Below are 26,079 nucleotides of genomic sequence, written 5' to 3'. Positions count from 1 at the left end.
GTAAATGTCATAGTTCTTGGCAGTTTAAGTCTATACAAGGTAAGGAAAATGAGCCTTCAATATAGAGTGGTGCCTGTCACTTCTTTCCAACAAAATTGTTCCATTGTCTGGTGTGATGTAACCATGGAGGCCATTGTGGTTGATCCTGGGGGCGACGTGCCAAAACTGGAAGCGACAATCAGGGAGTTGGGCGTTAAAGTCGTAAAGATCGTTCTCACTCATGGTCATTTAGATCACGTTGGTGGCACTGAAGAGCTAGCACAGTCCCATAAGGTTGACATCATTGGACCGCACAAAGCCGATAACTTCTGGTTACAAGGTCTAGAAGGGCAAAGCCAAATGTTCGGGTTTCCATTAACTGAAGCATTTGAACCAACTGAATGGTTAAATGAGGGTGACACCGTCACCTTTGGTGAAGAGAAGCTTGATGTCTTCCATACCCCTGGTCACAGTCCAGGGCACGTTATTTTCCATAGCTACGCGTCTGAGACGGCATTTGTCGGCGACGTGTTGTTTAATGGTGGTGTAGGAAGAACGGATTTCCCACAAGGTGATTTCGATACTCTAATTCGTTCTGTTAAAGAGAAACTTTGGCCGCTTGGTAATGATGTGAAATTCGTACCGGGTCATGGTCCTGAATCAACATTTGGGCGTGAAAGAGCAACTAACCCGTTCGTAGCAGATGAAATGCCGCTCTATTAAGAGTGACGATTGCTTACACGCTTTCCTTGTCGGCGGCTGCTAGATACCGTCTAACTAAGCCGACAAATTCATCGCCACTTCTATCTAAATCCGACGTAGAAATAAAAATATCGTATCCAAAGTTTTCTCGTTGATACGCCATTCTATTTGCCAGCATGGCTTGTAACCCTTTGTACTTAAAGCCGCTGGGGGTGACAAAATGCTTGGAATCCAAGACCACATCTTCAAAGGGCGTATTCTCTTTTCCTGATTGTTTCATTCCTAAATAAAGCAAAGACCGTTGTTCCAAAAGCAACTGCGTGCTGATTCTTGGGCAAATGTTATCAAGATAGGGTTCGTAGTCTTTTAGCTTGATACCAATCCAAGGAATGGGTTGGTGCCACCCCTCTTTTTCGTAGGTGCAAATACCGACCTGAATAATGTTACTCCATTTAACAACCCAGCCCCCTTTGAACATGTGCTGTTGAAAATGGGTCGCTGTTAGGGTGAACGAGACTTTACTCTTTTCAATAAGAAAATGAGTGACAACAAAAAAGATTAGAAGACCAATAAGTGACAGTAAAGCTTGCTGAATACCTGGTGACAGCACGAGCAGAAAAAAGGCAATCAGTGTTGCCAGTGCCATCACTACTTTTCCAGTAGAAGAGTAGTAACTGAACGGTATGTTGGTTAGGTGCACGGTATTCATAACGTTGCTCTATTCAATCCCTTTGAGTGATAGCTCCGGCTTCAGGTTCTGCTTAAATAATAGCCTTTCGGCGGGTCTTCCCCCATTTTTACGTTGAAAGTTCCCGATAGGCTACAAATTAGTGTCAGATTTTGGTATAAATCGCGCTTCAAATTTTTCACCACTGCGCGGTATAGCAGTGAAATGGAGAAAACCCAATGAGACTCGCTCACAAACGTAAAGTGCAGGCTAAACTGCAAAAACGCATCAAAGCGACTTTAAATGTGGCTAAAGCAGCTCCTGAAGCAAAGAAGCCTGCTGCTAAGAAAGCCGTTGAAGCAAAAGTGGAAAAGCCTGCTGTAAAAGCGCAATCCACTGTTAGCTTAACGCCAAAACAACAAAGTGTTTTGGATATCGTTGCAAAGAACCCAGAAGGCATTAACCCTAAGGGGATTGGCCTAGAAGCTGGCCAAGAAGACGCAAAAGCGGCATCTTGGGCAACAGGTGCTCTGAAAAAACTTCTAGAAGAAAGCCTAGTAGTGAAAGAGCAATTGGCAGGCAACAAAGTTGTTTACAAGCCAGTATAAGTAACCTCAGTTCTGGATATACACTCAGTTTCGATTTAGCGCCATAAATTACGCTGTTCTTATCCAAAGCAGAGACTAATTAGCGATTCAATTCGTGATGAAGCCCCAGTTTTGGGGCTTTTTGCTTTCTCTGTTTTTAATTAATTTAACGTAAAAAACGCAACAGTTCGTACGTACATTTCCTAAATGCGTCAAATCCTACCTTGCTCAACCTATTGAAATAAAAAGTATTATAATTACGGATACCTATTGGATTACGTATATATACGTAATACTAAAGTTCTATATGCTCTCAGTGTAAATAATTACGTCCGTGCTCACCCTAATAGGTTAATGGGTTGTAATAGGGCATTGTTGTGTAATCCAAGTGAGATCCGGAAAGGTTCTAGCCTAACTTCTTAACGCTTTTGGTGAAGAGAAGGTAAGGGTAACAAGAATATCTGGATGTAGAGGTCACTTGGGTATATTCGCAACGCCATTCAGGGATGGTTTGTGAGCAAACACAACATAGGACGTGAAACAATGAGTCTCTTAAAAAAATCAATTCAACGCACTCTAAAAGGCACTTTAATCGCTGCTGCGGCATGTGCTGCAATGGTGACAGCTTCCGCAAGCGCGGCGGACAAAGTGTATCGACTAAAACTGGCTGAAACTTGGGGACCAAACTTCCCAGTATTCGGTGATGCGACTAAGAACATGGCGAAGATGGCCGAAGAAATGTCTAACGGTCGCCTGCAGATTCGTATTGACTCCGCGAACAAGCATAAAGCACCTCTTGGTGTTTTCGATATGGTGAAATCGGGTCAATATGATATGGGTCACTCTGGCTCGTACTATTGGAAAGGCAAAGTGCCTAACACTCTTTACTTTACGTCTATGCCTTTCGGTATGACACCAGCCGAGCAGTATGCTTGGTTCTACCATGGTGGTGGGATGGAGTTGATGGATAAGGTGTACTCACCGCACAACTTGATGTCTTTCCCTGGTGGTAACACAGATATTCAGATGGGTGGTTGGTTCCAAAAAGAGATCAACTCGGTTGATGACTTAAAAGGTCTGAAAATGCGTATCCCAGGTTTTGCTGGAGAAATCCTTGCAGAGCTAGGAGCTAAGCCTACAAACATTGCACCAGGTGAACTGTATACGTCATTGGAGCGCCGCACCATCGATGCGTTGGAGTGGGTTGGTCCATCGTTAGATTTACGTATGGGTTTCCACAAAATTGCACCTTACTACTACACAGGTTGGCATGAGCCAGGTTCAGAGCTTCAATTCCTTGTGAATAAGCGTACTTGGAAACGCCTACCAGATGACTTGAAAGCTATCCTTCAAGTGGCAATGAAAACAGCGGCGTACGATATGTACACGCAAGCAACGCATGAAAGTGGTAAGAACTGGTCAACAATCAAGTCTGAATATCCTAACGTTCAGGTGAAAGATTTCCCTGCATCAGTAATGAGCGCATTACGTGAAGCGAATGATCGTTTGTTAGCGAAACACGCAGAAAGTGATGAACTTGCAAAAGAGATTCAAAAATCTCAAGCGGATTACTTGAAGCAAGTTCGCTCATGGACTGACATTTCACACCGTGCTTACCTGAACAGTCAGGCACAACAATAATTCAGTCATTAGACTAAAAACAAGTAGGTCAAAGAACCTGCTGCTGGGTAAGTCATCCCCCAGCTTGTACCCAGTCATTTTAATTGAAAAATTCTTAGTGACTTGAGTACATAAGCCCAAGAAACATCAGGGTCTACTTTGATTCTACGCCCCCTTATATTGTCGGCGTAGTACTATTGTCGACGTAGAGATTTGTCAGACCCTGACCTCTCGTTTGTCTTTCCAAGGAGTATGGAATGAGAAGCCTCATTTACATGGAACGATTCTTTAACCGTATCAGCGATGTGCTGGGTTGGATCTCCAGTATATTATTTCTATTACTGCTGCTTAATGTCGTTTACGACGTTGTAATGCGGTATGCCTTTAACGATGTATCCATTGCGTTCCAAGAGATGGAATGGCATTTGTTTTCTGCTGTTTTCTTGCTGGGTGTACCTTATGCACTCAAGGCGGGTGGGCATGTTCGTGTCGATATTTTTTACGAGCGCCTTTCTTACCGAGCAAAAGCGATCATCGATATTTTGGGCACCCTCTTTTTCCTATTTCCCTTTTGTCTTCTTGTTGCGTGGTATGGCATCGACTTTGCCAAAGAATCTTATGCGCTAGGAGAGACATCAGGCGATCCCGGCGGATTGCCGTATCGATGGATCATTAAAGCAGTCATCCCAGTTTCTTTCTTCTTCATGGCGGTTAGCGGCATTGGTTTACTGCTTAACTCATTGAATAAGATTTTTAACCCAAGCCCAGCTCATACCAGATAACAAGGAAGTATTTTTATGATTGGAATTGTCATGTTTCTGGTTGCGCTGGTGGCTTTGCTATTAGGGTTCCCTGTCGCGTTTACCTTTGGTGGTATTGCTCTGCTCTTTGGTGTGTGGGCTGAAGGCGCAGAAATGTTTGCCTTTATGCCGTATCGCATAGAATCCATTATGCAGAACACGGTTTTGATGGCAGTACCGCTGTTCATCTTCATGGGGCTTGTTCTGCAAAAGACCAAATTGGCTGAGCAGCTACTTGAAGCCATGGGTCGCCTGTTTGGTACCGTACGCGGTGGTATCGCGATATCAACAGTGTTAGTTGGTGCATTGCTTGCAGCCTCTACCGGTGTGGTTGGTGCTTCTGTCGTGGCTATGGGGCTTATCTCTTTGCCTGTCATGCTTAAATATAAGTATGACAAGGGATTAGCTTGCGGAACCATTTGTGCTTCGGGCACGTTAGGTCAAATTATCCCACCTTCTATCGTATTGATTCTTCTTGGTGATGTGTTGGGGGTTCCAGTAGGGGATTTATTCCAAGCTGCTGTGATTCCTGGCTTAGTGCTGGTGGGCGCATATATTGTTTACATCTTAATTTACGCGAAAATGAACCCAGATGCGACGCAGCCTATTGATCGTGATGAATCTGTTTCTCGACGTGAAGAGGTGATCGAAGCGCTAAAAGCCGTTGTTCCTCCTTTGGCTCTCATCGTTGTTGTTCTAGGTTCGATTTTCGCGGGTGTGGCTACACCTACAGAATCTGCAGCGCTTGGTGGTGCTGGTGCGATAGTTTTGGCACTTTTATACCGTCAATTTAGTTGGAGTATGGTGTACGAGGCGTCGAAAGAAACCGTTAAAGTTACGGCGATGGTTTTCGCTATCTTACTCGGTGCAACGGCGTTTTCTATGGCGTTTACTTACACGGGTGGTGATTACTTAGTTGAAGAGTGGATGTTGCAAATTCCAGGTGAAAAATGGGGCTTCCTAATCATTACTATGTTGGTGATTCTGATTTTGGGCTTCTTCATCGATTTTGTAGAGATTTGTTTCATCATCGTTCCTATATTGGCTCCAGTTGCCGAGCTAATGGGCATCAACATGGTTTGGTTTGCTATCTTGATAGCGATGAACCTACAAACCTCTTTCCTTACTCCGCCATTTGGTTTTAGCCTATTCTATTTGAAAGGGGTTGCGCCGAAAGGAGTCACAACGAGGGATATATACCGCGGTGTGATGCCTTTTATCGCCATTCAAGTTGCGGTTTTAGGTTCAATTCTAGCTTTCCCTTCTTTCTACGGAATGTGATCTCACGATTATTGCTATCGCTTGATTCATTGAAAGAATGGGACTTAATACCTGCCTCTGATACAGTCAGAGGCAGGTTAAACGTTATCCCCAAATAGTTTCAACGCTTGGGTGAAAGAGGGAATAGAATGCCTCTTAGAGCCAAACTGATTTTGCTCACTTTATTACCACTAATCTTGGTTACAGCCAGCATTAGTTGGATCTCGATACATCAAACAAAAGCTTTGGGTTTGAAAGAGGTAGAAACTCTCCGCACAAGCCTTATCCGTTCTCGCGAAAACGCGTTGAAAGATAAACTCGACCTAGCGTTTGATGCTATTCATCATGTATACACCGACGAATCCTTAGACGACGACGATGCCAAAGAGCAGGTAAAAAAAATCCTAACCAGGCTAAGATACGGTTCGGATGGGTATTTCTTTGCATACGATAAAGAGGGCGTCAATTTAGTTCATCCGATCCTTCCTGAGTTGATCGGTCAAAATCTGATAGATATGCAAGATGAAAATGGCAATTTGCTGATTGTGTCTTTGATTGATCAAGCTCGCAACGGAGGTGGGTTCGCAAACTATTTGTGGCAGAAGCCTTCCACCAATGAAATTGTCCCTAAACTGAGTTACGCCGCTTGGCTGTCGAAGTGGGAATGGATGGTAGGAACAGGGTTATATATTGAAGATATCCATTTGGAAGTTGCTCAAATGGAAGCATCTATAAATGAAAATATAGAAGCAACGTTTATTAGTACCATTTCTATCTTGAGTGTCACAGTAGCTGTGATTGTAGTGCTGACGCTTGCGGTAAATTGGCATGAGCACCGTATAGCGGATAAAAACTTAAAAGAACTGGCACATAAAACCGTTATGTTTCAAGAGGACGAGAAAAAACACTTAGCAAGAGAGCTTCATGATGGTATTAACCAACTCTTGGTGTCTTGTAAGTGTCATCTAGAGTTGTTAGCGCACAAATTAAAACAAAAAGTCCCTGATATTGATGATAAAACTCTGGCACACTTAGAAAAATCACAGCTCTCGATGGTCACTGCCATTAATGAAGTTCGTCGTATTTCTCATAACCTGCGTCCAAGTTCTCTGGATGATATAGGGTTGCAGGCGGCGTTAGTCACTTTACTTCAGGATTTTAAAGATCATTCTGAGATTCAAGTGGAATACAATATCGACAATTCTTTGTCGAGAATGAACTCTGAGGTAACAACAACCTTGTACCGTGTTGTGCAAGAATCACTTATGAATATTGAGAAACATTCGTTTGCCACTAAAGTTGAAGTGATTGTCCACCAAATTGGTGATCAAATTCAGCTGATGATACGTGACGATGGACGCGGCTTTTCGGTGAGCGATACGATGAGAGCTAAAGGTATAGGGCTCCGAAATATGCGGGAAAGGGTTGAGTTTATTGGGGGAGATTTTGAACTCTTTAGCGAACCCAATTACGGTACAGAAATTACTGTGTTGGTCTTGATTTAAGTACTGTATAGCTTTAGCAGTGAAACTACCTTTAAGAGATATCAGAGCAACTTTAATTTATCTGGATGAATGGAATGCAAAAAGCAGTAAGCCAAGGTAAGGCTATTAACATTGTTATCGTTGATGACCACCAAGTAGTATTGGATGGTTTTTTGGCGCGTCTAGAAATGGAAGAAGAGATTAACGTGATTGCGACGGCAAGTAATGGTGTTGAAGCGATAGAAGCCGTCTCGCGCGAAAAACCAGATGTTGTCTTGATGGATGTAAGCATGCCCGTTATGAACGGCATAGAGGCCACCATGCTACTTAAGGAAGAATACCCTGATGTAAAAGTCTTGATGCTGACCATGCATGATAACCGCGAATACATCATGAAAGTCATGCAAGCTGGTGCGGTGGGGTACATGTTGAAAGAGATTTCAGCAGAAAAGATGGTACAGGCGATAAAAACGGTTTTTCAAGGTTCAACGTATTTTTGTGAGTCGGTTACTCAAACTTTGTTCACTCAGCCTATTATGCCTGCTAACCAAAAACCCAACCCTCTAAGTCGACGAGAAGAAGCCGTACTTAAGCTGGTAGCGGAAGGGCAGAGCAGCAAGAAAATAGCATCCGCACTAAACATTAGTTACCGAACTGTAGAAACGCATAGGCAAAATATTAAACACAAGCTGGATCTTCACTCGACAGCAGAGCTTGCCAAATATGCGTTAGAGAAAGGGTTGGTAGACTAGGTTGCGTAGGTAACATTTAGATATACAAAAGCGAGTGGAACCACTCGCTTCGACTTTGTAAATAATTCTGATTAACCGACTGGCTGTTCGTTTTTTGTGATACTGCCTAATTCAAGAACTGGGGCTACGTCGTAGCTTTCAGCATTCATCATTGATGAGATACGTTGAACAGAAGACAGCAATAGGCTTTGCTCCCACTCATCCAGCTTGTGGAACTGATCAATGAAGTTGTCCTGCAATGGGAGAGGGGCTTTTTCTAAAATTTCATTGCCTTCATTTGTGAGGTACGCATGCACTTTGCGTTTATCACTCACACTTCTCTTCCTTTCTACATAACCATTACGTTCTAAGCGATCAAGGATAGTCGTCGCTGTAGCTTGGCTCATGTTGGTATTGTTCGACAATTCGCGAATAGTGACTTCACCCAGCTCACGGATAGAACGCATAAGAATGAGTTGTGGTCCGGTTAACCCCAACTCTTTGCCAAGTTTTTTTGAATGTAAGTCGATCGCCCGAATGATTTGGCGCATCGCTATCAGAACTTCTTCGTGTTTTTCCAACTTATTCTTTCCGTTCCAGTGTAGTAGGGGAGAGTAAACTGCATTATCACCCAAATTTATACAGTGAGATATATCTATTTGCGACGTCTATTCGTCGTTATTAAAGGCGAGGACACCTTAAGGTTTTTAGCATAATTGTGTTGAGTATACCTAAGTTACGTCGCTTGGGTACGCCAAAATAAATGATAGAACACTCTTTTTGGGGATAAAGTACTGAACCCTCCATAATGTGATACGAGTACGAATGTTTAGACTACAAAACAAATAGCTGTATTGATTGGTTTAAAAATAAGCATTTGGAATGTGAAATCTGAGATTTTGGCAGGTTTTTCGAGTTATCTCTGGTTTTGAACGTTCAATTTGGTTAGGGTTTGTGAGATTTAAAATAATGAACTGTTCTGTTCACTAATCATTCCTGTTCTGAATGTTGGTGAATTGCGTTCTAATCTAACGAACCTGTTACAAGGTTAAAGAGGAGATATGACAAAAGGAATCGACAAGTACAGTATCGACAGTACCGACTACACCGTTGGGCAAGATAACGTACAGAAGTGGGGATTTGATGTTCATAATCCAGTTTTCGGCACCAGTGCCGGATTGATCATTCTATTTTTAATTGCTGTTTTAGTTTCTGATGCAGAAACTGCGAAATCAACACTTGATGGTTTTAAATGGCAAATCATCGGCATGTTTGACAAGCTGTTTATTTGGTCGGGTAACATTTTCTTAGTCTTCTGTCTTGCATTGATTGTTTCACCATTCGGTAAGATCCGTCTTGGTGGTGAAAATGCTTCAGCAGATTACTCCTTCATGTCTTGGCTCGCGATGCTATTTGCGGCAGGCATGGGCATCGGTTTGATGTTTTGGAGTGTAGCAGAACCCGTTGCGTATTTTACCGGTTGGTATGAAACACCTCTTGGCGTTGAACCAAATACTCCAGAAGCGGCTAAATTGGCGCTGGGTGCCACAATGTTCCATTGGGGTCTTCACCCTTGGGCTATTTACGGCATTGTAGCTCTTTCATTAGCTTTCTTTGCTTACAATAAAGGCTTACCTCTTTCTATTCGCTCAATTTTCTATCCTATTTTAGGCGACAGAGCATGGGGTTGGGCTGGCCACGTTGTTGATATTCTTGCCGTACTGGCGACCTTATTTGGCTTGGCGACATCGCTAGGTTTAGGGGCTCAACAGGCTGCAAGTGGTATTAATCATGTGTTTGGCATGGATGGCGGTATCGGCTTGCAAATCGCAGTGATCGTATTGGTTACGCTGCTTGCTGTTGTTTCTGTTTTTCGTGGTATTGATGGCGGCGTAAAAGTTATCAGTAACATCAACATGATTGTTGCTTTTGTACTGCTAATTTTTGTTGCTCTTCTGGGCTATGCTGTGGCGTTTGGGTCTATTCCAACAACGTTTATGGCGTATGTTGAAAACATCATTCCACTGAGTAACCCGCACGGTCGTGAAGACGAAGCTTGGTTCCAAGGCTGGACTGTTTTCTACTGGGCTTGGTGGATCTCTTGGTCGCCATTCGTAGGCATGTTCATCGCTCGTGTTTCAAAAGGTCGTACAGTTCGCGAATTCATGACCGCTGTATTGATCGTTCCAACCGTGGTGACTTTGATTTGGATGTCAGTTTTCGGCGGCTTGGCGATAGATCAAGTGATCAACGGTGTCGGTGCATTAGGCACAGATGGTTTGAAAGAAGTACCATTGGCAATGTTCCAGATGTTTGAAGAGCTTCCATTTAGTACTGTGCTTTCTGTGATTGCGATTGTCCTTGTTATGGTGTTCTTTATTACCTCTTCGGATTCAGGATCATTGGTTATCGACAGCATTACCGCTGGTGGTAAAGTGGATGCTCCTGTAATGCAACGTGTGTTCTGGGCATTTATGGAAGGTGCAATTGCTGCTGCGTTGCTTTGGGTGGGTGGTACACAAGCCATTCAAGCATTGCAAGCCGGTGCGATTTCGACTGCTCTACCGTTTACCTTTATCCTGCTGCTGATGTGTGTCAGCCTTGTGATGGGTATGAAAACGGAAAAAACGTATCGATAAGCTGATGTAAAATATCAGCATAAGAAATTAAAAAAGCTGCTTCGGCAGCTTTTTTTATGGAAATTTTATCTCTATTTGAGAAGCTGCTTAAAGCCAGATCTTTTCGATTGGAGTATCACCTGAAAAGTGATACTGAATTTGCGCTTGGAGCAATTCGGCCGTAGCCATTGCATCGGTTAGTGCGTGATGCGGAGGGTAGGTTGGCAACCCATATCGTTCTCTAGAAGAGCCGAGCCGAACCGATTGTCGCTTCGTTCCCTTAAAACGATTCATGATGCCAGCGGTGTAGTCATCTTGAACCTGAGATTCAATTTCCATGGTGTCAATGACTGGGAAAACGATGCCTTCCTTAATGCGCTCTTTCAATGCGATATCAAGGAACTCACGCTCTATTTTTCGGTAATGCACAACCACGACTTTACCAGCTAAAGCATCCAGCACTTCGTCAAGAACGCGTTTTAAGTCGGGTGCGCCCAATATGTCATTGTGAGTAATACCGTGGATCACAACCGACTCTTCTTCAAGAGGGGTGTTGGGTTGAACGATCCAGTGTCTTGCTTGACGGCAGAAAATTCGGTTTAAGTTAAAGGGAACCAATCCGATGCTGATGATATCGTCTTTTTCGGCATTCAACCCTGTGGTTTCGAAATCCAATGCAACCATTGGAACCTCTGAAAGCGGTGTCGTCCCATCAACAATGCTCGCTTCATAGAAACTTCGCAGCCGTTCATCACTGACGGTGTTTGCTTTATCTCTAAAGCGACCTACCCAGTTCTCAGAATGACCGAGCCGATCTTTTCTAAATAGATTCACAATGCTACCTATCATTTAAAGGTGTTTGCTTGGTAACGATATTTCAAAAAATTCTGAGCGTTGCTTAGAATCTGAAATGCATCTTTTAGGTTACGGCGTTCAAAATCAGACATATTGTCGGGTTCGATATTGTTATCTGGCTCTATCATGGCTTCAACATCCAGAGCTTGGTGTCGAATACGAACGGTTGAAATAAACTCCATTGCATCACGGAGATCTTCGCCTTTCCCCTTAGGCAGGATGCCGGCATCAATAATGTCGTCTAGGCGCTCAAAAGAGTTTTGAGAGCGTGAGCCTACCGCGAGAGCATGCACTCGAATCAGATCCGCGAGAGGAGCGGTACCACGCCTTTTTAGATTGATGGAGTTTTTGTGCTGACCATCTTTTTCCATCACAAAGCTTTTGAAGAAGCCTAATGGTGGCGTGCGATTGATGGCATTACGAGCCAAACACGCCAAGAAGCGGTTGTTTTTTCTTGCTCGTCGAACAATATATCCGTTGAGCTGCTCTGCCCATTTAGTGCGACCATGAACCCCGTCCAGGTCAAAGAATATGGAGCTGTTCAATAGTGCTTTAGGGCTGGGATCATCGATCCAATCATTGAAGCACTCTTCCCACTCTCGGCGTGTCATGCGCCACATTGGGTTGGTTGCCATGATATCGCCAGTGCAGAGGTTGTAACCACATTCGTTAAGCGCATCACATACAAACGTGGCAAGATTTTCGAAGTACTCACCGTGTTTTTCTGCGTCGTAGCTTTCATCGAGAATAATGGCGTTGTCTTGATCGGTCACTATGAGCTGTTCATCCCGCGCCATAGAGCCCAGTGCCAAGAAGCAGTAAGGAACAGGAGGAGCACCAAGTTCCTCTTCCGCCATCTCAATGATTCTTTGTTTAAAACTTCGTCCAATGACCGACATGGCGCTGCCCACCATATGGGAATTGGCGTCTTCGTTCACGAGCCTTACAAAACTGTCTTTAACTTGCTCGGAAAGGCTTTTTAACTCTTCTAATGTTTGTTGCTGGAAAATACTGCTAACAAGAAGGAGAGAGTTCTGGGATTCGTAGCGCACGATGTCCGTTGCTTCGATAATCCCGAGTGGCTGGTGGTTTTTCACAACAGGGAGGTGGTGCATATTGTATCTAAGCATGGTCAACATGGCTTCGTATACATAGGCATTGTGATCGAGAGAGACAACATCGGTCGACATAACATCAGCAACCGGGGAATCAGGAGAAAGCCCCGCAGCAAGTACTCTTGTGCACAGATCCCGGTCGGTGATAATGCCTTTTAAGGGGCTGTCATCTTCTTCGTTTTCAGCGGTTTCTTGATGGAACACCAATAAAGAGGAAACATTTTCTGCTGCCATGAGTTGTGCGGCTTCTTGAATGGATTGATCGCTGAAAATCGTTACGGGCTCTCTGGTTAGCAACGTTCTAACTTTAGAGGTTGTAAGATCGTTCGCGTCACTGTTGTTTGATACCGCTTGGCGCAATCTTGCTGAATCCTCTACTTCAACAAAATCTGCAAAGTTATCGTTTTCATCGTAAAGCGTTTGAAAGGTATCTTCCGGAATGCAGTACACAAGGGTATCTTCAATCGCGGTTACTGGGAATCGAACTTTGTTGTTGGTTAACAAGCCCATCTGCCCAAATACGTCCCCTTCATCTAGGCGGTTATAAAGCTCACCATTACGGCGGTAGACTTCGACTACACCACTTCGAACGAGGTACAAGTCATGGATGTGATCGCCAAAATGAATAATAGGTGTGCCTTGCCTGAAATAGGAGATTTCAATGCTGTTTGCAACACTATCGAGCAGGTCTTCTGTCAATACGTTGAACGGAGGGTATTGAGAGATGAAAGTTTTTATTTCTATAATTTCTGCTTGCATGATTCGCTCTTGGCTGACCTTCAATTACTGGTGTCGCTGACTTTTTAGAGTGCGTAACGAGGTCTAATGATGGAAATTTTTGCTGAACCCGAACCTAGAGGTGTCTCGGATATATTCATCGTATAGGAATCAATAAAAAAGACCAGCCACGAGGCTGGTCTTTTGAATCAGAGTTGTCCATTAAATCCATCTAGCTCATTAAAAAGACAAATCCAACGAAACAATGCAGTGCGAATTCATTAAAGAACCGCTGCAATACCTTTACAAAGTGGTCCCATGTTTTCTTTTGTCATACCAGCAACGCTGATGCGACCAGAACCCACGATGTAGATAGCGAACTCTTCTTTCAAGCGGGTAACTTGCTCTTTGGATAAACCAGAGAATGAGAACATGCCATTCTGGCGTTCAATGAAGCTGAAATCAGCCTCTACACCTTCAGATTTTAAAGTGGCTACGAAAAGCTCGCGCATCTCTTGAATACGGTCGCGCATTTCAGCGACTTCTTTTTCCCATTCAGCACGAAGATCAGCATCGTTAAGAATGTGAGTTACAACCGCAGAGCCGTGCGCTGGAGGATTAGAGTAGATAGAACGAATGATGCTTTTCACTTGAGAGAAAGCCGTTGCAGCAACATCTTCTTCTTTTGCCACAAGCGTAAATGCACCCACACGTTCGTTGTACAAACCGAAGTTTTTGGAGAAAGAGCTTGCCACTAGAATCTCTGAGTTGTGCTTCGCGAATACACGAAGACCTGCAGCATCTTCTTCTACACCTTTAGCAAAACCTTGGTATGCGAAATCGAATAGAGGAAGCAAACCTTTGTCGGCACAAAGCTTAGCCAGTGTTTCCCACTCATCCACAGTCGGGTCAATACCCGTTGGATTGTGACAACAACCGTGAAGAAGCACGATGTCGCCAGCACTTGCTGTTTCTAGATCAGCGACCATAGAAGCAAAATCTTTGTCTTTCGTTTCTGCGTTGTAGTAGCTGTATTGAGCCGTCTCAAGACCAGCCGCGGTAAATACGCCGTTGTGGTTAGCCCAAGTTGGGTTGCTGATCCAGATCTTAGGACTGTTAAGTTGACGTTTAATGAACTCGCCAGCAACACGTAATGCACCAGTACCACCTGGAGCCTGTGCTGTTTTTGCACGCTTAGACGCAACGACATCAGAATCCGCACCAAATAGTAACTTTTGTACCGCTAAACCGTACTCAGCTGTTCCTTCAATGGTCAGGTAAGATTTGGTTTTCTCTGTTTCAAGAAGCGCTGCTTCCGCTTTTTTAACTGTCGCCAGAACAGGAGTTTGACCTTGCTCATTTTTGTAGATACCAACACCTAGGTTAATTTTAGCTTCGCGGGTATCTTTTTTGAATTCTTCGGTTAGACCAAGGATTGGGTCAGCGGGGGCGGCATTGACTTTTTCAAACATAATCGGCGTCCGTTTTAATTAATGGGGAAAGGTTAAACTTGAGTATCGATATACGCTTATTTATACCTTTCCCCGACACGGGTTACAACCGGATTTCAACAGAAAGTGGTATTTTTATTTGTTAGCGGACCAGTGACCGTACAACGCTAGAAAAATCCCATTAATCTCCTGTAAATCTGGACGATTATCGCCAGTAAATCGAGCAAACCATACTTTGTTCTCGGGGTAGGGGAGCTCGAATACAAAACCGAACAAGTTTATGCAAATTGTAGGTTGTCGGCATCAGGCTTCTGCTCTTCGGATTCTTGCTTTTTGTCCTTATAGTGCGCGGCTATTTGTTTGAACTCTTCCTCTACACTTAAAAATGCGTCTACCACTTCAGGGTCAAAGTGTTGACCACGCCCTTCCAGAATGATGCCTTTCGCTTTCTCATGGCTGAAAGCAGGTTTGTATATACGTTTAGAAATTAGAGCGTCATAAACATCCGCCAGAGCCATTAAACGACCAGAGAGCGGAATGCTCTCTCCTGAAAGCGCATTTGGATAGCCACTGCCATCCCATTTTTCATGGTGTGACAATGAAATCTCACGGGCAAGCTTCAAAAATGATGAACTGCCCATGCGTCTTTCCGCAATGGATAAAGCATCTGCCCCTATTTGTGGATGCCCTTTCATAATGTCGAACTCGTCGTCTGTCAGTTTTCCTGGCTTCAATAATACGGCGTCGGGGATACCGACTTTACCTACATCGTGCAAAGGAGCTGACTTATAAAGAAGGTCAATATAGGAAGGGGTTAAGAGGCGACTGAATTTTTCCGAAGAAGAAAGATGAATAGCCAGCGCTTTCACGTATTCTTGGGTACGTAATATATGGGCTCCAGTCTCGTTATCACGCGACTCGGCGAGTGCGGCAAGGCTAACGATAGCGACATCACGTGTAGTTTGTACTTCATCCTGTGATTCTTGCAGTGAATCCAACATTTGGTTCGTTAAAGTGGCCATCGCGCCCAATTCGTCATTTTGCGCAATCGGAAGCCTAGCTGCGATATTTCCATTTGTTACTTGAATAAGCGCTTTTTCTTGGCTGAGTAGCACCTTTTTCATTAACTTTGCCCATAGCACCATGATGGTAATGGCATAACCGGTGAGCACAGCGGCAATGTAAATAAACTCTTTTAAGATACTGAGTTTTCCAGAACCGTCGTGCAGGGCTTCTGGTGTGTTTTCTAGCCAATGTATATCTTTAAATGCCACCATACTGAGCATTATGGCCAACGTGGAAAGTAACAAAACGACCAAAGTGATCATTTGTTTTACCATCGAATGCCGCTTGCCGATTAAGCTGATGCTCGTTTGATCTTGTTTAATTAAAGAGCTGAAATCTTTTATTTGATAGCTCAAATGTAAAATACTTCCGGTAAAGAATCCAAACAATGTCATACCAAAGAGAACTTTTAAATTGCTCTCGATGGGGAACTCATAAACAGAGTGGTAAAAATAAGCAAAAGGAAGGCTAATTAAGAAAAACAGTGCCGTATCTAAGCGAATGAAATTGGCATTTTGCTTGTTAATATAAAGGTTAGTGACCGTGAGTCTTATTGCAAAAAGAATGGCATAGACCACACCAGTATGAAAAAGCACTTCTTTAAGCGTTAGAGTCTCCAGCATTGGGCATACTCGCCCCCCGTAGATACCAAATAGCAGTCCTGCTATCGTATACAATTTAAAAGTAAGTGATGTATTGAAGTCCTTGGCGTTCATAGGACAATCCTTAATAGTTCTTTGGTCTATCTTATCTTTGTTTCAGTCTAGCACTTCGGCTGAGTTATATTCCTTAAAGGATAAGACCGACCTATTATTCTTTTCATTTCAGCTAACCCATTTCTTGAAGTTAATTGGATATACAGCAAGCAAAAGCTCAAAAAATGGTTTGGTTCCTAACTGAGATTGAGACAATTAAAACAAAAACGCCACTCATCTGAGTGGCGTTTGGATTCAGAAGGGTAGGCAGCTTCTAGAAGTTTGCACTACGTGGCGTACGTGGGAATGGAATCACGTCACGAACGTTACCCATACCTGTTACGTAAGACACTAAACGCTCGAAACCTAAACCGAAACCAGCGTGTGGAACCGTTCCGTATTTGCGTAAGTCGCGGTACCAGCTCATGTGCTCAGGATCGATGTTCATTGCGAGCATACGCTCGTCAAGAATATCTAGGCGCTCTTCACGTTGTGCACCACCAATGATTTCACCAATACCCGGCGCAAGTACATCCATTGCCGCTACTGTTTTACCATCATCGTTTAGACGCATGTAGAAAGCTTTAATGTCTTTCGGGTAGTTCTTAACGATTACTGGTGCCTTGAAGTGTTCTTCTGCAAGGTAACGTTCATGTTCAGAAGACATGTCGATACCCCATTCAACGTCAAATTCAAATTTCTTACCGGAATCAAGAAGAATTTGAATAGCATCTGTGTAGTCAACTTGCGCAAAGTCTGCGTCAACAAACTGCTCTAGGCGAGTAATTGCTTCTTTGTCGATACGTTGAGCAAAGAATTCTAGATCGTCACGACGCTCTGCAAGAACCGCTTTGAAAACATACTTAAGCATGTCTTCAGCCAGTTTTGCTACATCGTCTAGATCAGCGAATGCAACTTCAGGCTCAACCATCCAGAATTCCGCTAGGTGACGACTCGTGTTTGAATTTTCCGCGCGGAAAGTTGGACCAAATGTGTAAACTTTGCTGAGTGCACAAGCATAAGCTTCCGCATTAAGTTGACCAGAAACCGTTAGGAAAGTCTCTTTACCGAAGAAATCTTCGTTGTAGTCTACGTCGCCTTTTTCAGTACGAGGTAGGTTTTCCATGTCTAGTGTAGAAACACGGAACATTTCACCTGCGCCTTCTGCATCAGATGCAGTGATAAGTGGGGCAGATGTCCAGAAGAAACCTTCTTCGTGGTAGAAACGGTGAATAGCTTGAGATAAGCAGTTACGAACACGAGCCACTGCACCAATCACATTTGTACGTGGGCGTAAGTGCGCTACTTCGCGAAGGTATTCAATAGAGTGACGTGTCTTAGCCATTGGATAAGTGTCAGCATCTTCTACCCAGCCTACAACTTTAACGTCGGTTGCAGCGAGTTCGAAATCTTGACCTTTTGCAGGAGACTCAACAATCTTACCTGTTACTTCAACAGAGCAGCCTGTAGTTAGCTTTAATACTTCGTCTTCGTAATTATTAAGATTATTTGGGACCACGGCCTGAATCGGGTCGAAACAAGAGCCGTCATAAATGGCAAGGAAAGAGATTCCAGCTTTGGAATCACGACGTGAACGGATCCAACCGCGGACAGTGACTTCACTATCTACAGCCAGCTTACCGCTTAGTACGTCTGTTACAGGCGCGTAAGTCATGTTTGATATATTCTCCATAGAGGTCAAAATACAACCCGGTTGAGTGATTTGTGAACGCTCAATCGGGTTAGAAATCATTTCTTCAATTTCAACCTGACATATTACCTGTCAAATCATTAGCTTCAACCTTTAATGTCGTGTGGAAGCGTAAATTGATTAAGTAATGCCTCAAGTTGCTCGGACAAATGCTCAAGATTTAGACTGATCTCACGTGTTTGACTAGCGGAAGCGGAGGTTTGATCGGCATGTAAAGTGATGGTTTCCAGCTTGTGACTCACGTTGTTGCTAACAGAAGTTTGCAATCTCACCTGTTCCTGAATGCTATTGGCATGTTGATTCGCTTGCTGCATTTCCTCTACAACTTCTGCCAATGTTCGAGACAACAATTCAATAGACTCTGCTCTTGAGTGAGCTTGCTGACAGACATGATCCACGGATTCTAGGGATTGATCACTGCCTTGTTGAAAATTCGAGATGATGTTTTCGATGCTGGCTGTGGCTTCCTGGGTGCGGCTGGCGAGTTGGCGAACTTCGTCCGCAACGACGGCAAACCCTCTTCCTTGCTCACCTGCTCGGGCTGCTTCAATTGCAGCATTTAAAGCAAGCAAGTTGGTTTGTTCAGCAATGCCTTTGATGACCGCTAGAATGGAAGAGACTTGACCTGTTTGTTCATTTAAGTCGGTAATCATGCCTTTTACCGATTCAATATCGCCCACTAGGTTTTGAATGTCTTCACTTGCGTTGTGCGAACGTGAGGACCCAGATTTGGCCGTGTCTGTGGTGTGCGTAATTAAAGAGGAAGCTTCGATGGTCGCATTTTCAATTCTCTGCTGCTGCTCTTGCAGCTCGATAATGTTCTGATTGACTTCGATCGTTTCTATTTGCTGATTGTTCGCGGCATTGTCGTTGTCACGTGCAACGCCAGTAAGCTGCGTTGCAGATAGAGCCAAAGAATGAGAAGTTTTCTGTACTTGAGCTAAGCTGTCTGCAACGTTATCGAGCAGCGTGTTGATGTCTTCTGTGAGTTGACCCACTTCATCTTTCTTATGCGTTTTCAGCCGGATAGATAGGTCTTTTTTGGTGCTGACCTGCTTCATAAATAAAGACGTTTTCTTAAGAGGGTTGACGATAATTTTGCGTATAACACCGAGTGCGATGAAAAATCCTAAAGCAGCAATTCCAGTCATGATAGCGACGGCGATTAAAGTGCGTTGACTCACCAAGGTATTTAAATGGCTTAAGTTATATTCCAGCCGAATAGCGCCCAACACTTCACCATCTTGAGACATATGGCAGGCGATACAATTGGTGCCACGGTAGTTTTCTCTAGCCATCATCGGCAAAGCAACAACAATGCCTTTTCCCCATTCCGCCTCAATGGTTTCTATTACGGTTTCGCCTGCCAACGCGCGCTTATCAATCTCATCTCTTGGATTTTGATAGTCCGCGCCTGCTCCATAAAGTTTAGAAACGGCGTCAGCTCTCAACACCCTAACGTTTTCGATGCCATCTTGTGCTAATGCTTTTTCTCGTAATGTCTCTTTCTGCGACATTGTGCCTGTTAACATCATCATATTAAGGCTGTCAAAATAGTTCCCTGCTTTATCCATCAACTGTTCACTTAATACGGTATTGATTAAGTTGCGTTGCTGAAAGTACTGGTAGGTTGTTGATGAAGCTAATACCAGAGTGAAAACAGAAACCAATGTTAATAGTAGCTTAGATGTGATCGAAATTTGCATAATAAATGATGACTTCTAATGTTCGTTGTAGACGTCATGTATTTTATGTTAATAAATATCGATGACTCGTTCTTTTAAATTATTATTGTGAGGTCGATGTTAATAATTAATATAAAATTGATTTAGAACAAATAAAACCCGAATACTTGAGTTAACAACTAGGATATTAGTGAGCTTTATTTAATATTTTTTGAATTAAAATAAATATTAAGATTTCTGATAGATGAAAATACGATTTATTCCTAGAGTATTCGCATGCTATTAAGAGGTATTGGAATCCAGTTTATATTTATCAAATCTGGTCAATAGCATGTCTGTTAGCTGACTATAGGCTGACAATGATCCTGCGGGCGTAATGTAGAACTTAACCCTTCGATGAGCACACTATACCCAAGTGAACTCCGTATCTTGATGTTACTTGGGTATATAGAAGACAACAAACTTCAAAGGTGAATCTAACAAGGAGGTAAAAACGTGTCGAACTACGTGATTAAGGAGCAGGGCTCAAACAGTGATGGAGTTAAATTGAACAAGGGGCAAACGAGCACTCGTGTTTTCCTCTTTATACTGTTTTCCGTGCTTTCCTGTTACTACCTCTGGGTGTTGTACCTCATTGCCACCCCACAAGTGAGTCTATCTTACAAAACGTATTATATAGATAAAAAAACTCGCTACTGGGGACGAGATAGTGAAACCTTTAAGATACCTTCATCTGGTGTTGTCGATTTATCACAAAAATCACCTCTAATATCGAGAGAAGGCTGGACGAAGAAAACACAGCAGGGCTTTCGGACCTTAAAATCTGAAGGTGGAATCTATTTTTCTTCTATTCCACTGGGTAAGAAAACAATCGCCATAAAAATAAAAGAGTTAAACTTAGTGAGCAACGCTTCTTATTTTTTGAATGGAATTAAGTTGAGCTCATCCCGCACACTTGATGGAATTACGCTTTCAATTCCAAATGTGAATGGGTATTTAAATAGTTCAAATGATTTGAACTATTTAAAAATAAAATCACCTATTGAAATTAATATAAGCTCGGTGGTGTTTCAATGATGTCTAATGTTATACCTCGTCATGAAGGTATCTTAAATAAAGTACCGCAAAGACAAGAAATCGACATTTCGTTATCAAAAGAAGAATGGCTAACGATATTCTTTGCCGTAATTTTTAGCCGCGCTTTGTTGTATCTAGTCGGTTTTATAGGCGTTGATTCTTTCAATACTGTTGATACCAGTGACCTCACTGCTTGGCAGGTGATCTGCCGATTTGACTGCGTATGGTTTAGGAGAATGATGGATTATGGCTATGATCTATACCCGAAGTGGTTAAGTGGAAAAAATGCCGCAAACTGGGCATTCATGCCAGTTACACCGTACCTAGCTAAATTACTCTTGCCCATCATAGACGATGCTAGGCTAGCGTTGATTGTTGTTTCAAATCTCTCTTTTGCACTCAGTGTTCCTGTCTTCGTCATGGTGCTAAAACAAATGGGGATCAGTGCATCTGGGCAGAAAAACGCGGTATGGATTATGTGTTTTTGTCCTTTTACCGTCTATTCAATGGCTGGGTATGCCGAACCTTTGTTTATTGCGCTGGTTGCTGGTGTCTTTCTTTTTGCTTATCGAGAGCAGTGGCTATACGTTGCGTTACTGGGCCTTGTTGCCGCCATTACACGTAACTTAGGTGTGATGCTCGTATTTTCCATACTTATCATAGCCGTTCAGCACTACGGGGTTCGAGAGCTGATTCGTTTTAAAATGCCAGTAGCCAAAGCTCTGACGGCGATTTGGGTCGTGCCTTTGGGTTTTTTCGGGTTCATGACATTTTTGTATTTTCAAACGGGAGACGCGCTGGCGTTTGGGCATATACAGATCGCTTGGGGGCGTACTTTCTCTCACCCGTTCAATTGGATTGAATATGGGTTTGAAAGGGGAGGGGCCAAACTCTACCTCACGTTAATGGCTTTACTCGGGTTTGCGATGGTTGGATATCTATGTGTTAAACGCTACTTTGCGGAAGCGATTTTCATGTTCATTAACCTGTATCTGCCGTTTTCTTCTGGTGTAAACGCAATGCCCAGATACATCTTTGGCTTGTACCCTGCGTTTTTCTGCCTCGTATTGTTGTTAGAAAAATACCCCAAGGCGAGAACGCCTACGTTGTGTGCATTCAGCGCGCTATCGGTGATTATTACTATTGGTTTCTTTTCGCGTGTTTTCTTTACGGTTTAAAGTGCTGAGTCTTGTACTTTGAGGTGGCTTGCGTATATCGGTTGCAACGTATCCTCAACAATAAGATGTTACCGATCTTCCCTTGTCTATTGATGGGGATTTGAGTAGCATTGCCCCCTAATTAAGCTACTGCATAGTTAACTGATGAAAACTGAATTGTATAAAGAGTTCATGTTTGAAGCGGCGCACCGTCTTCCGCATGTTCCAGAAGGACACAAATGTGGCCGTTTGCATGGTCATTCGTTCCTTGTTCGCTTGTACGTTGAAGGTGAAGTGGACCAATATACTGGCTGGGTTATCGATTTCTCTGAGATAAAAGCAGCATTTAAGCCGATTTATGACCGCTTAGATCACTACTATTTGAACGACATTCCTGGTTTGGAAAATCCAACCAGCGAAGTATTGGCAAAATGGATATGGAATGAAATGAAACCGTCATTGCCTTTGCTGAGTAAAGTCGAAATCAAAGAAACTTGTACTGCGGGTTGTATCTATAAAGGTGAGTAATCGCCTTTATATCTCGAATATAAAAATCCCGAGCATGTCTCGGGATTTTTGTATTTGTATACCTAAGCACCTAAGCACCTAAACACCTAAGCACTTAAGTATCTTGAGATCACGTAGGTTCAATACCGAAAGATCAGCAGCCCTAGCGTGTTAGCGTGCCGGATTCTTCAGAAAGGTGCGGTTATCGCTTTTCTCAAAATTCTAAGTTGTTTGTTACCATCATAAAATGGTTTATTGGTGTCTTTAAAATCGGCACTTAAAAAACACTCATAAGCGGCTTCATTTTCCTTTTCCACGATGACGCATACAGAATCGTAATTCGCGTATGCCGTGTAAAGGTAAACGAATAGGCGCTCGAGTGTTGCCTTTGCTTTTCCTTGGCGTTGAAAACGTTGGTCTATTACCAGGTTTTTTAATCCAATTTCTCGGCTTTTTACAAAGGTAAACTTCTTTTCATATCCTTCATCAAGCGCAAAGAAACCAATTGGCTTACCATCTTCAGAAACCGAATAAATGACATCCTGCTTGTCTCTGTGTTCATACAGGTGGTCAAAGGTTTCCACAAATTGGCTCTGTTCTGACGTAACGTTCAATTCTATAAGCGAAGAAAAATGTTTAATTTTGGGGCGTTTAATCGCAATCATAATAGTTATATATACAAATAAGGGCATGGATATCCATGCCCTTAGTTTATTTCTAGATTACGTTATCAGCAAATAACTTTTACGGCCAATCCGCCTTGTGACGTTTCTCGGTACTTGGCGTTCATGTCTTTCCCCGTTTCCAGCATCGTCTCGATGACCTTATCAAGAGATACTCGTGGATCAGAAGAACGACGCAATGCCATGCGAGTAGCGTTAATGGCCTTTACTGCTGCAATACCATTACGTTCAATACAAGGTACCTGAACTTGACCAGCAACAGGGTCACAAGTTAGACCAAGGTTATGCTCCATTGCGATTTCCGCAGCCATACAGACTTGCTCTGGGCTTCCACCCATCAATTCAGCAAGACCAGCCGCAGCCATTGAGCAAGCTACGCCTACTTCACCTTGGCAGCCTACTTCAGCGCCAGAAATAGATGCGTTTTGTTTGAACAGACCACCCACAGCGCCAGATGCTGCGAAGTAGCGAGTGTATTCTTTCACGCCAACAGATTGGACGAATTTATCGTAGTACGCCAAAACGGCCGGAATTATGCCGCACGCGCCGTTTGTAGGGGCTGTCACCACACGTCCGCCGGCAGCGTTTTCTTCATTGACAGCAAAAGCGTACATGTTTACCCAATCAACAACCGTCATTGGATCGTTGGATAAGCGTTCGCCAGTTTTTAGTTGTTGGTGCAAAGCTGCCGCACGGCGTGGAACGCGAAGAGGTCCTGGTAGTACACCTTCGGTGTTCAACCCTCTATCCATACATGCTTGCATGGTGTTCCATATATGCTCAAATTCAACTTCGATCTTGTTTGTGTCTTTAACAACACGCTCGTTTGCCATTACCAAGGCGCTGATAGATAGGCAATTGTCTTTACAAAGGTCAACCAACTCTTTTGCGCTGTTGAATTCGTAAGGAACAATCACTTTGTCTTCAGGTTCTACACCAAAATTTTCCTCATCAACAATAAATCCACCGCCGATAGAGTAATACGTTTTAGTGTGAACCAATTCACCTTGGCTAAACGCGTGGATCTGCATTCCATTCTCGTGCAACGATAAGTTGCCTGTCTGAAATATCATGTCTACGTCGTAGTCAAACGCTGCTTCTTTTTGGTTCAGTGCAAGAGGTAAAATTTTTGAGGATTTTACCGTTTCGATAAAAGAGGGGATAGAATCAATATCTACACTCTCAGGAGAGTTACCAGCTAAGCCAAGAATAATGGCTATGTCCGTATGGTGGCCTTTCCCGGTTAAAGAAAGGGATCCATAAACATCCACTTTAATATGGTCAACATCCGCTAGACGACCTTGTTTAACAAGATCATCGACAAAAGATTGCCCGGCCTTCATTGGCCCTACCGTGTGTGAGCTCGAAGGCCCAATACCGATTTTATAGATGTCGAATACGCTGATCATATCTTTACCTTAGGTTGAGCCCCCGCAATTATAGGGAGGCTCTTTATTATCTTTATAGAATTGTATTCGCTTCAGCGAAATTTAAAGAGCGCCGTAGATTACAGAAGTTATAGATGCTAGACCACAAATTGCTGTGAATATTTGCACAAATGCTGATGTTTTGTACTTCGCCATTGCAGGGATTTTTTGCATTGCAAATACAGGCATAAGGAACAAAATAGCCGCAATCATAGGGGCACCCATTGTTTCAATCATACCCAGAATTGATGGGTTCACAATCGCAACAATCCAGGTTGTGATCACGATGAAGATCAAAGAGGTTTTTTCAATATGCTTAACTGACGCATCACTGCGAGATTTTATGAGACCCACCAATCCTTCTTGTGCACCTAAGAAGTGACCAAAGTAGCTAGAAGTGATAGCGGCAAACGCGACGAATGGACCAAGAATTGAAATCAGCGGTGATTCATGCACGTTCGCAAGGTAAGACAGTACGCTGATGTTCTGATCTTGTGCCGTGGCCAATTGCTCAGGTGACAGCGAAAGTACCACAGAGAATACGAAGAACATCACGAAACCCATCAGCATCATCGCGCCGCCGCCCGTGATCATGTCGGTTTTCTTTGCTGCGTCTTCACCGTATATGCGACGTTGTTCTTTCGCGAATTGGCTAATGATCGGGCTGTGGTTGAATGAAAATACGATAATTGGAATGGCTAGCCAAATAATGCCAGGCATGGCAGACCAATCTGGGCTCACAGACATCATAGACGTGTTCCAATCAGGAATCAGGTAGAACGATAATGCCAATAAAACGAAGACCAAAGGGTAAACCATCATTGACGTTGCTTTAAGCATCAGTTCTTTGCCGAAAACAACACCAGCAGTCATCAATGAGATCAGTGCACCAGAGAGCAACCAACGTGGCATGGATGCAAAACCGAGTTGGTTCACCATGAAAGAATCAACAGTGTTGGTGATGCCAACGCCGTAAATAAGAACGATAGGGTAAATGGCGAAGAAGTAAGCAAAAGTAATGATGTTTGCGCCAGTTTTACCAAAATGTTCTTCCACTGTATCTGTAATGTCTGCATTAGGGTTTTTAGCGGATAGAACAAATCGAGCAAGACCTTTGTGTGCGAACCAAGTCATTGGTGCAGCGAGTAAAGCAAGGATAACTAAAGGCCAAAAACCACCAGCACCGGCCTTAATAGGGAGAAACAAAACACCAGCACCAACAGCGGTGCCAAAAAGTGAAAGAGCCCAAGTGAAGTCTCTATAAGTCCATTTTGATTGAGTCCCTTCGGCGCGAGCCGTAGTAACGTTTGATTGCATATTTATTATCTCGTGTAATTTAGGGGAACAGGAATTACAGGTGCTATTGTCTCTGTTTTTGAGTGAAATATCAGGATCGGGATCAATAAATATTGCAAGTATGAAAGCAATGGTTAACAAAAGAGATATATGTCACGAAAAATACGTGCTACACATTACTTTTAATGTG

22 protein-coding genes are annotated in these 26,079 nt (G+C 43.2%); 11 read left to right on the top strand and 11 right to left on the bottom strand.

The window, feature by feature from the left end:
• Nucleotides 1-48 precede the first annotated feature (48 nt).
• Nucleotides 49-702 carry an MBL fold metallo-hydrolase gene (locus tag Q8W40_RS00280; RefSeq protein WP_305395376.1) on the top strand — a complete coding sequence of 218 codons (654 nt, stop codon included), beginning with the start codon at nt 49-51 and terminating at the stop codon, nt 700-702.
• A 13-nt stretch (nt 703-715) separates the two neighbouring features.
• Here Q8W40_RS00280 and Q8W40_RS00275 read toward each other — a convergent pair whose 3' ends face one another.
• Nucleotides 716-1,390 (bottom strand): DUF2982 domain-containing protein, encoded by a 675-nt coding sequence (locus Q8W40_RS00275; RefSeq protein WP_305395375.1) that lies wholly within the window; start codon nt 1,388-1,390, stop codon nt 716-718.
• A gap of 197 nt (nt 1,391-1,587) precedes the next feature.
• Here Q8W40_RS00275 and Q8W40_RS00270 point away from each other — a divergent pair, with 197 nt between their 5' ends.
• The 6 genes from Q8W40_RS00270 (at nt 1,588) to Q8W40_RS00245 (ending at nt 7,851) form a co-directional block, all read left to right on the top strand.
• Entirely contained in the window at nt 1,588-1,956 is a 369-nt protein-coding gene (locus tag Q8W40_RS00270; protein ID WP_126607546.1) for a MarR family transcriptional regulator, read from the top strand.
• Nucleotides 1,957-2,478: 522 nt separating this feature from the next.
• Nucleotides 2,479-3,576 (top strand): TRAP transporter substrate-binding protein, encoded by a 1,098-nt coding sequence (locus Q8W40_RS00265; RefSeq protein WP_305395374.1) that lies wholly within the window; start codon nt 2,479-2,481, stop codon nt 3,574-3,576.
• A gap of 236 nt (nt 3,577-3,812) precedes the next feature.
• The gene (locus Q8W40_RS00260; protein ID WP_101114668.1) at nt 3,813-4,337 is read left to right on the top strand and encodes a TRAP transporter small permease subunit; all 525 of its coding nucleotides are present in this window, start codon (nt 3,813-3,815) and stop codon (nt 4,335-4,337) included.
• A gap of 15 nt (nt 4,338-4,352) precedes the next feature.
• Nucleotides 4,353-5,636: a TRAP transporter large permease gene (locus Q8W40_RS00255; RefSeq protein WP_104398921.1), complete on the top strand. Its 1,284-nt coding sequence runs from the start codon at nt 4,353-4,355 to the stop codon at nt 5,634-5,636.
• 128 nt (nt 5,637-5,764) lie between these two features.
• Nucleotides 5,765-7,120 carry a cache domain-containing protein gene (locus Q8W40_RS00250; protein WP_305395372.1) on the top strand — a complete coding sequence of 452 codons (1,356 nt, stop codon included), beginning with the start codon at nt 5,765-5,767 and terminating at the stop codon, nt 7,118-7,120.
• Between the two features lie 74 nt (nt 7,121-7,194).
• Nucleotides 7,195-7,851, top strand: coding sequence for a response regulator transcription factor (locus Q8W40_RS00245; RefSeq protein WP_101114671.1), 657 nt, complete (start codon nt 7,195-7,197; stop codon nt 7,849-7,851).
• A gap of 71 nt (nt 7,852-7,922) precedes the next feature.
• On the opposite strand, the gene Q8W40_RS00240 is transcribed toward Q8W40_RS00245, so the two are convergent.
• Complete coding sequence (locus Q8W40_RS00240) at nt 7,923-8,411, bottom strand: MarR family winged helix-turn-helix transcriptional regulator (protein WP_101114716.1); 489 nt, start codon at nt 8,409-8,411, stop codon at nt 7,923-7,925.
• Between the two features lie 480 nt (nt 8,412-8,891).
• Here Q8W40_RS00240 and Q8W40_RS00235 point away from each other — a divergent pair, with 480 nt between their 5' ends.
• Nucleotides 8,892-10,469, top strand: coding sequence for a BCCT family transporter (locus Q8W40_RS00235; protein ID WP_305395371.1), 1,578 nt, complete (start codon nt 8,892-8,894; stop codon nt 10,467-10,469).
• An 87-nt stretch (nt 10,470-10,556) separates the two neighbouring features.
• On the opposite strand, the gene Q8W40_RS00230 is transcribed toward Q8W40_RS00235, so the two are convergent.
• The 6 genes from Q8W40_RS00230 to Q8W40_RS00205 form a co-directional block, all read right to left on the bottom strand.
• Nucleotides 10,557-11,297, bottom strand: a complete 741-nt coding sequence (locus Q8W40_RS00230; protein WP_370693350.1) for a 3'-5' exonuclease — start codon at nt 11,295-11,297, stop codon at nt 10,557-10,559.
• Nucleotides 11,294-13,177 (bottom strand): DUF294 nucleotidyltransferase-like domain-containing protein, encoded by a 1,884-nt coding sequence (locus Q8W40_RS00225; protein ID WP_305395369.1) that lies wholly within the window; start codon nt 13,175-13,177, stop codon nt 11,294-11,296. The genes Q8W40_RS00230 and Q8W40_RS00225 overlap by 4 nt, the downstream gene beginning before the upstream one ends.
• A 239-nt stretch (nt 13,178-13,416) precedes the next feature.
• The gene (locus tag Q8W40_RS00220; RefSeq protein WP_305395368.1) at nt 13,417-14,607 is read right to left on the bottom strand and encodes an amino acid aminotransferase; all 1,191 of its coding nucleotides are present in this window, start codon (nt 14,605-14,607) and stop codon (nt 13,417-13,419) included.
• A gap of 257 nt (nt 14,608-14,864) precedes the next feature.
• The gene (locus Q8W40_RS00215; RefSeq protein ID WP_305395367.1) at nt 14,865-16,367 is read right to left on the bottom strand and encodes an HD-GYP domain-containing protein; all 1,503 of its coding nucleotides are present in this window, start codon (nt 16,365-16,367) and stop codon (nt 14,865-14,867) included.
• Between the two features lie 253 nt (nt 16,368-16,620).
• Entirely contained in the window at nt 16,621-18,021 is a 1,401-nt protein-coding gene (asnS, locus tag Q8W40_RS00210) for an asparagine--tRNA ligase (protein ID WP_305395846.1), read from the bottom strand.
• Between the two features lie 122 nt (nt 18,022-18,143).
• The gene (locus tag Q8W40_RS00205) at nt 18,144-19,763 is read right to left on the bottom strand and encodes a methyl-accepting chemotaxis protein (protein ID WP_305395366.1); all 1,620 of its coding nucleotides are present in this window, start codon (nt 19,761-19,763) and stop codon (nt 18,144-18,146) included.
• Nucleotides 19,764-20,237: 474 nt separating this feature from the next.
• On the opposite strand from Q8W40_RS00205, the gene Q8W40_RS00200 reads away from it, so the two are divergent.
• The 3 genes from Q8W40_RS00200 to queD all read left to right on the top strand — a co-directional run bounded on the left by Q8W40_RS00200 (nt 20,238) and on the right by queD (nt 22,504).
• Nucleotides 20,238-20,819, top strand: a complete 582-nt coding sequence (locus tag Q8W40_RS00200; protein WP_305395365.1) for a hypothetical protein — start codon at nt 20,238-20,240, stop codon at nt 20,817-20,819.
• A complete protein-coding gene (locus tag Q8W40_RS00195; RefSeq protein WP_370693349.1) occupies nt 20,816-21,997 on the top strand; it encodes a hypothetical protein in 1,182 nt (393 codons plus the stop codon). The genes Q8W40_RS00200 and Q8W40_RS00195 overlap by 4 nt, the downstream gene beginning before the upstream one ends.
• A gap of 144 nt (nt 21,998-22,141) precedes the next feature.
• Nucleotides 22,142-22,504 carry a 6-carboxytetrahydropterin synthase QueD gene (gene queD, locus Q8W40_RS00190; RefSeq protein ID WP_305395364.1) on the top strand — a complete coding sequence of 121 codons (363 nt, stop codon included), beginning with the start codon at nt 22,142-22,144 and terminating at the stop codon, nt 22,502-22,504.
• A 167-nt stretch (nt 22,505-22,671) separates the two neighbouring features.
• Here queD and Q8W40_RS00185 read toward each other — a convergent pair whose 3' ends face one another.
• The 3 genes from Q8W40_RS00185 to Q8W40_RS00175 all read right to left on the bottom strand — a co-directional run bounded on the left by Q8W40_RS00185 (nt 22,672) and on the right by Q8W40_RS00175 (nt 25,910).
• A complete protein-coding gene (locus tag Q8W40_RS00185) occupies nt 22,672-23,067 on the bottom strand; it encodes a GNAT family N-acetyltransferase (RefSeq protein WP_180958473.1) in 396 nt (131 codons plus the stop codon).
• A 146-nt stretch (nt 23,068-23,213) separates the two neighbouring features.
• The gene (locus tag Q8W40_RS00180) at nt 23,214-24,575 is read right to left on the bottom strand and encodes an L-serine ammonia-lyase (protein WP_305395363.1); all 1,362 of its coding nucleotides are present in this window, start codon (nt 24,573-24,575) and stop codon (nt 23,214-23,216) included.
• 81 nt (nt 24,576-24,656) lie between these two features.
• Nucleotides 24,657-25,910: an aromatic amino acid transport family protein gene (locus tag Q8W40_RS00175; RefSeq protein WP_305395362.1), complete on the bottom strand. Its 1,254-nt coding sequence runs from the start codon at nt 25,908-25,910 to the stop codon at nt 24,657-24,659.
• Nucleotides 25,911-26,079: the final 169 nt, after the last annotated feature.

It is taken from the genome of Vibrio penaeicida (assembly GCF_030689305.1).
GTDB classification, from domain to species: Bacteria; Pseudomonadota; Gammaproteobacteria; order Enterobacterales; family Vibrionaceae; genus Vibrio; species Vibrio penaeicida_B.
The sequence above is the reverse complement of the archived record's forward strand: the minus strand, read 5'-3'. Positions and strand labels throughout refer to the sequence as shown.